4 protein-coding genes are annotated in these 7,019 nt (G+C 41.3%); 3 read left to right on the top strand and 1 reads right to left on the bottom strand.

All coding sequences use genetic code 11. From position 1 onward, the window contains the following. Positions 1 to 932 precede the first annotated feature (932 nt). Positions 933 to 1,808 carry an enoyl-ACP reductase gene (locus ABZB17_RS18625; protein WP_045032984.1) on the bottom strand — a complete coding sequence of 292 codons (876 nt, stop codon included), beginning with the start codon at positions 1,806 to 1,808 and terminating at the stop codon, positions 933 to 935. 421 nt (positions 1,809 to 2,229) lie between these two features. Between ABZB17_RS18625 and ABZB17_RS18620 the strand changes: the two genes are divergently transcribed. From ABZB17_RS18620 to ABZB17_RS18610, 3 genes are all read left to right on the top strand, one after another. Then, entirely contained in the window at positions 2,230 to 3,882 is a 1,653-nt protein-coding gene (locus ABZB17_RS18620; RefSeq protein WP_372652410.1) for a Zn-dependent hydrolase, read from the top strand. 113 nt (positions 3,883 to 3,995) lie between these two features. After that, the gene (locus ABZB17_RS18615) at positions 3,996 to 4,493 is read left to right on the top strand and encodes a hypothetical protein (RefSeq protein WP_372652408.1); all 498 of its coding nucleotides are present in this window, start codon (positions 3,996 to 3,998) and stop codon (positions 4,491 to 4,493) included. Between the two features lie 109 nt (positions 4,494 to 4,602). Beyond that, the gene (locus ABZB17_RS18610; protein ID WP_372652405.1) at positions 4,603 to 6,822 is read left to right on the top strand and encodes a TonB-dependent receptor domain-containing protein; all 2,220 of its coding nucleotides are present in this window, start codon (positions 4,603 to 4,605) and stop codon (positions 6,820 to 6,822) included. Positions 6,823 to 7,019: the final 197 nt, after the last annotated feature.

Genomic DNA, 7,019 nt, shown 5'->3' with positions numbered 1-7,019 from the left:
TCGTAGCTTTGAAAACTTTCTAACCAACCTGCTCTCTGCTTTAATTGCCTATTCCTTTTTAGATAAGAAACCGAAACTCAACCTGGAAGAAATTGTTGATGAAAGCCATGTTTGCAACTTCGCTTAGCTCGAACTGACGTTTGATTAAAAGAATAAGCGCTGAAAGTGCGTAATATTTGAGCCCAGGGCAAAGTAATTCAACGAATTACGTCGCCCCGGGTCATGATGACATGATTTGAATCGTCAGGCGAAAGAAAATGATCGAAACTAATTGGTACTCCCGGACGAAATTTAAATCAGAAAAAGATGTGTATAAAGGGTAGCTGCACGCAAAGAGGGAGTGAGGGAGAGTTTGCAAAAAATCGTTTAAATTTCATTCCAATTGATGATTCCCGTGAAGCATGACTGTTTTATTCAGCAGGTGACTACCGTTCACCTGCTGAATTTTTTAGGAGGTAAGGGATAATAATTGGCTTAACTTGCTAATTACAAAAGCTTCCCATTGATCATTTTGTAACCGTCGTAGCCGTACGAAAGCTTCCGTGAGTCCTATTTACTGCTTTCGCAGGCTTACGCTGCCATCAAATAGTTCTATTTACTGCTTTCGTAGTGCTGCGATAGCTCCACTGTGTTCTCAAAAGTCCTTTTGTACTGCTACGAAAGCTTCCCGGAGTTCTATTTACTGCTTTCGAAGGCGTACGCTGTCACCAAATAGTTCTATTTACTGCTTTCGTAGTGCTGCGAAAGCTCCACCGTGCTCTCAAAAGTCCTTTCGTACTGCAACGAAAGCTTCCCCGAGTTCTATTTACTGCTTTCGCAGGCGTACGCTGCCATAACGAATGGTAATGTTCAATAAACGAATCCTTTAACAAAAGGCACAAAAAAAGACCGTCTCAAAACGAAACGGCCTTACTTTTTACTTTTTGTTTTTATTAGTCGTAGCGATGTTCATCTGCGCTAGGCCTATCACTATCGCACGCACATATTTTATCCAATCCTTTTTCGTATTGCTCCAGTGCACGCAGGCTCATTCCCATGTTCGAGAATCCACCGTCGTGGAAAAGGTTTTGCATGGTAACTTTTTTCGTCAGGTCCGAGAAAAGTGTGATACAGTAATCAGCACATTCATCACCGGTTGCATTACCCAGTGGCGACATTCTTTCCGAGAAATCCAGCAAGCGGTCGAATCCTTTTACTCCGTTTCCGGCAGTGGTAATAGTTGGCGATTGCGAAATGGTATTTACCCTTACGTTACGTTCACGACCATAAATATAACCGAAACTACGGGCAATCGATTCCAGCAAAGCTTTTGCATCGGCCATGTCGTTGTAACCAAAGAACGAACGCTGTGCCGCAACATACGACAAGGCAACTACCGATCCCCATTCATTAATGGCATCCAGTTTACGTGCCACCTGAAGTACTTTATGAAAAGATACTGCAGACACATCGAGGGTTTTGTCCAGGTAGTTATAATCCAAATCACTGTAATGGCGTCCCTTTCTAACGTTTGGCGACATACCAATAGAGTGTAAAATGAAGTCGATTTTACCACCTAAAACCTCCATCGATTTTTTTATCAGGTTTTCCAGATCCTCAACATTGGTTGCATCGGCACCAATCACTTCGGCATTAATTTGCTCTCCCAGTTGGTTGGTTTCTCCCATACGAATGGCAACCGGGGTATTTGATAATGTTACTGTGGCTCCTTCTTCGTGTGCTCTTACTGCCACTTTCCAGGCAATTGAATCGGGATTTAACGCCCCAAAAATAATTCCCCTTTTTCCTTTTAATAAATTGTTACTCATAATTTGTTTTTATGAAACGAGTATGCCATTTGCATACACGACAATGATTATAAACAAGCGAAATTCATCTGTTGTTTATAAAACATATACAGATGAAAATACGCGTGCAAAGTTAATTCAGTTTAAATAAATTATTCACGAATGGTCATTTTTCAGCTATTAAGTCTGCTTTTTTAACTTTTCTCATCGAATTTTGTTCAATAACATTCGAAAATATGAATGTTATACCAATTGTTATGTAAAATGCCGCAAAGCAAATTTTACATTTTACAATGGTTAATGCCGATAGACTGAAATAGAAATCCCGGGCTTGGGATGACAATTTTGAAGCTCATCGGTAATAATCGCGAAAAGCTGTGTTATAATCTTTCAAATAGCAGTTGCTTTTTTTAGCTTTGAAAGCAAATAAAAACTGTTACCTATGAAACGAATATTCATGCTGTTTATAGCAACAACTCTATTCTTTAGTTGTTCTACAAACACTAAAAAAGAAACAAACGAAAACACAAAAATGGAAGTGAATCCGGAAATAAAAAAGAAGGCCGATGAATTTGTATCGTTTAAATTAACTACCGATTTAAGCGTACTTACCGAAAATGAAAAGCAAATGTTGCCGATTCTGCTCGAAGCCGCCAAATTAATGAACGACATTTACTGGCAGGAAGCTTACGGCGATAAAGACGAATTGCTGAGCCAAAACTGGGATGAATACACCCTTAAATTTATAAAACTGAATTATGGTCCGTGGGAGCGTTTAAATGCCAACAAACCATTTTTACCCGGATATGATCAGAAACCGGCAGGGGCCAATTTCTATCCGGCCGATATGACAAAGGAAGAATTTGAAGCCTGGGACGACGAAACAAAAACAAGCCTGTATACCCTGATACGCCGCGACGAAGACGGTGCTTTGAAATCCGTACCCTACCACATCGCATTCGGTAAGGAAATTAGAAAGGCTGCCGATCTTTTGCTTCAGGCAGCAGAACTGGCCGAAGATGCCGGGCTGAAAAAATATCTCGAAGAAAGATCACAAGCATTGCTCACTGATGAATATTACGCCAGTGATGTGGCATGGATGGAGATGAAAAACAACACCATCGAATTTATTATTGGCCCCATCGAAAATTACGAGGACCAACTTTACGGTTATAAAGCCGCACACGAATCGTTTATTCTGGTAAAAGATAAAGACTGGAGTAAACGACTGGAGAAATATGCTGCATTGTTACCGGGATTGCAAAAAGCATTGCCTTGTAAACAACCATATAAAAATGAAACTCCGGGTGTTGATTCGGATATGAATGTTTACGATGCCATTTATTACGCCGGAGATTGTAACGCAGGAAGCAAAACCATCGCCATTAATCTTCCAAACGACGAAGAGGTTCGCGAAACAAAAGGTAGCCGTAAACTGCAGTTGAAAAATTCGATGCAGGCTAAATTCGATAAAATTTTGGTGCCAATTGCCGATTTGCTTATTGCTGAAGATCAACGCCAACATGTAAAATTCGATGCTTTCTTCGAAAACACCATGTTTCATGAAGTGGCGCACGGTTTGGGATTGGGAAATACCGTCGATCAGAGTACTACGGTTCGCGAAGCATTAAAAGATGCCTACACATCTATTGAAGAAAGTAAAGCCGACATTCTTGGGTTGTGGTGCGTTTACCAGCTAAACGAAATGGGCGAGTTGGGCGAAAAAGATATGATGGATAACTTCGTAACATTTATGGCCGGCATTTTCCGTTCGGTTCGTTTTGGTGCTGCCAGTGCGCACGGCAAGGCAAATATGATGCGTTTTTACTATTTCCAGGAAATGGGAGCTTTTACACGCGACGAGGCCACCGGAACCTATCGTGTTGATTACGAAAAAATGAAAGACGCCATGATGAACCTGTCGGAAATTGTTCTTAAAATTCAGGGCGATGGCGACTACCAGCAGGCCAAACAAATCCTTGAAGAGAAAGGCTTTATTCGCGAAGCACTTCAAAAAGACCTTGACAGGATAGGAGAGGCCGGTATTCCGCGCGATATTGTTTTTGAGCAGGGAACAGAGGTTTTAGGACTTTAATATAAGCCGGGAAGAATTAAACTTCCCGGTTCTTTTTTCTGCTAACTTATTCTTTGCCGGGTTTAACACTCCGTTAACAACAATTTTGTTGCCTGCGAGGTTATATTTGTAACGTGAAGCATTTAAAGAACATATCGGTTTTATTTCTGGGAGTGATTTTTCTTCTGTCAACTTCCGGATTTGTTCTGTACAAAAGCTACTGCGCTTGTTCGGGCGAGGATTACACCAGTATTATTGTAAAACCAGAAACCTGCGAAACTGATTTTCATCAACATCACAAACACGATCTGTCAAACAACGAAATAAGTTGTTCAGAAGGCGAATGTCATGAATGCCAACCAACAGGTGATTATTCAGATACGTGTGGATGTGAAGCGCCCGAATCCATTTTTATGAAATTGATGGATCAGGCGGTTAATGATGCCGTGAAGTTCGTAGCTGTTCAGCCTGTTGAATTAAAAGTGTTCAGCGCCGATATTATCTGGGAACTGAAAACGAACTCAGAGGACAACCTTAATAAACGTTATTATGTTGATCCTCCGCCCAGGATAACATCCACACTTGATTATCTTATACAAATCCAACAACTTAAAATCCCTTCCTTAGCTTAAGATTGGTTCTGTTTGTTCAGAATACGGCTGGTTATTTAAGTGCAGCCAAAGAATGGTGCATTTCGATATCAATCGGGGTGATACTTTTAAATTTCAAATCTTAAGACTAATGAAGAAATACATCATACTTTTATTTATCCTGTTTCCGTTTCTCACGAAAGCACAGTCTGTTTCAGGTGTAGTTTTTAGCGACGAGGCGAATGGGAAACAGCCGCTTCCGGGGGTGAATGTGGTTTGGGAAGGCACCAGTGAAGGTACTGCCTCAAAACCCGACGGAAGTTTTACATTAAAAAATAAACCGGGACAAAACAAGCTGGTTTTTAGTTTTGTTGGTTACGAATCGCAAACCGTTCATGTGAGCGATAACGATCCTTTGGAAGTGGTGCTTCAACCCAATCTTGAGTTGGAAGAAGTGACAGTGATTCAAAAGGATCGGGGAACTTATTTGTCGGTGATTAATCCCATACAAACCGAAAACATTAGCGGAGCCGAGTTGCATAAAGCGGCCTGCTGTAACCTGGCCGAAAGTTTTGAAACCAATCCTTCGGTGGATGTAAGTTACAGCGATGCCGTTACCGGAGCCAAACAAATAAAGCTGTTGGGGCTCGACGGAACCTATTCGCAGCTTCAGGTGGAAAATATGCCCGCTCTTCGCGGACTGGCAACTACATTTGGATTAACCTATATTCCCGGCCCGTGGCTGGAATCGATTCAGGTTTCGAAAGGAGCGGCTTCGGTGTTGAATGGTTACGAATCAATTGCCGGGCAAATCAATGCGGAATTGAAAAAGCCGGACAGCGAGGAAAAACTATTTCTGAATGTTTTTGGCAACGACGAAGGCCGTTATGAATTTAACGGAAACACAAATATTAAAGTTAAAGGCGATACACTTACCACCGGAATTTTTGTACATGCCAGCGATGTGTCGAAAGAAAATGACCACAATCACGACGGTTTTCTTGATTCACCGCTTTCGAGTACTTTTGAGGTGGCGAACCGCTGGAAATACAATAACCATAAAGGCGGTATGGCTCAGGCCGGATTCACTTTGCTGTGGAACGACAGGATGGGAGGCCAGGTTGGTGCTAACAGCGATATGATTCCGACAGTCGACAATCCTTATGGTGTAAATATTGAAACCAAACGGGTGGATGCATTTTTTAAGTCGGGAATCGTATCGCAGGATAATCACCGTGCCCTGGCAATTTTGACCAATTTTGCCCGTCATGAAACAAAATCGTATTACGGCTTATCGCGTTATGATGCCGATGAAACACGTTTTTACGGCAACCTGGTTTACACACAGGATCTGGATATAGCAGCAATTCATGTACTAAATAGTGGTGCAAGTTTTATTTACGACGATTTTAACGAAATGCTTTACAATCAGGATGTACAACGCACTGAAAAAGTTCCGGGAATATTTACGGAATACACTTTTAAACCCAGCGATAGGCTAACCCTGATGGCCGGTATTCGTGCCGATTTTCATAATATTTTTGGGAATTTTGTTACGCCCCGTATGCATTTCCGTTATCAGTTTGCCGACCATTATACCATTCGTACAAGCGCCGGGAAAGGCTACCGAACGGCAAATGTAATTTCAGAAAACACATATTTGCTGGCCAACTCTCGTCCGATTAGCTGGACGGAAGATGCGGTTCAGGAAGAAGCCTGGAACTTTGGTTTGGCTTTTATTCAGAATTACAAATTACTGGATCGCGACCTGAGTATCAATGCCGAATTCTTCCGTACCGAGTTTCAGCAAAAATTGGTGGTCGACAGGGAAACATCCTCTGAATTTATTTACCTCTTGCCTTCAACTGAAAAGGCGTATGCAAATAGTCTTCAGTTTGATGTTCGCTGGCAGCCCATAGAGCGATTGGATATGTTGCTGGCTTACCGTGTTAACGACATTAAAGAAACCATTGGCGGAGAATTGAAAGAGGCTCCTTTAACCAGCGATTACAAAGGATTAATCAACCTGAACTACACGACCAACCTGAAAAAATGGATGTTTGATTATACTATTCAGTTTAATGGTGGCGGACGAATTCCGCGTGTGTATGAAGAGTGGATGAACCGTGCTGACATTGCTGGAGATTATTTTGAATTTTCGCCCTACACAATTATGAATGCACAGATAACCAAATATTTCCGCTATTGGAATATTTACCTGGGGGTTGAAAATTTGACCGATTTTACACAACGAAATCCGATTGAAGGCGCTGATGATCCTTTTGGTCCGGAATTTAGCGCAACCAATATTTGGGGACCAACAATGGGCCGTAAAATTTATCTCGGATTACGTTTTAATTTGAATTATTAATAGAAGTTTCAGGCCTATTGCTACAAGCTTCAAGAAAGAATAACTTGTGACTTGAAGCTTGAAACTAAAAACTTTAAAAAGATGAAAAACCTGATTTTATTATTGACGATGGCGATGTTTATCGGTTTTACCGCTAACGAAACATTTGCACAGAAAAAGGAGAACAAAGTAGTTTGCTTTAAAAGCAACATGGATTG

The organism is Draconibacterium sp. (assembly GCF_041583095.1).
Classification (GTDB): Bacteria; Bacteroidota; Bacteroidia; order Bacteroidales; family Prolixibacteraceae; genus Draconibacterium.
This window is presented reverse-complemented; position numbering and strand designations above follow the sequence as displayed.

Bases quoted from the DNA above. Each gene is read 5' to 3' on its own strand.
- ABZB17_RS18620 (WP_372652410.1), top strand. From the start codon at position 2,230: ATGAAACGAATATTCATGCTGTTTATAGCAACAACTCTATTCTTTAGT.
- ABZB17_RS18610 (WP_372652405.1), top strand. From the start codon at position 4,603: ATGAAGAAATACATCATACTTTTATTTATCCTGTTTCCGTTTCTCACG.
- ABZB17_RS18625 (WP_045032984.1), bottom strand. From the start codon at position 1,808: ATGAGTAACAATTTATTAAAAGGAAAAAGGGGAATTATTTTTGGGGCG.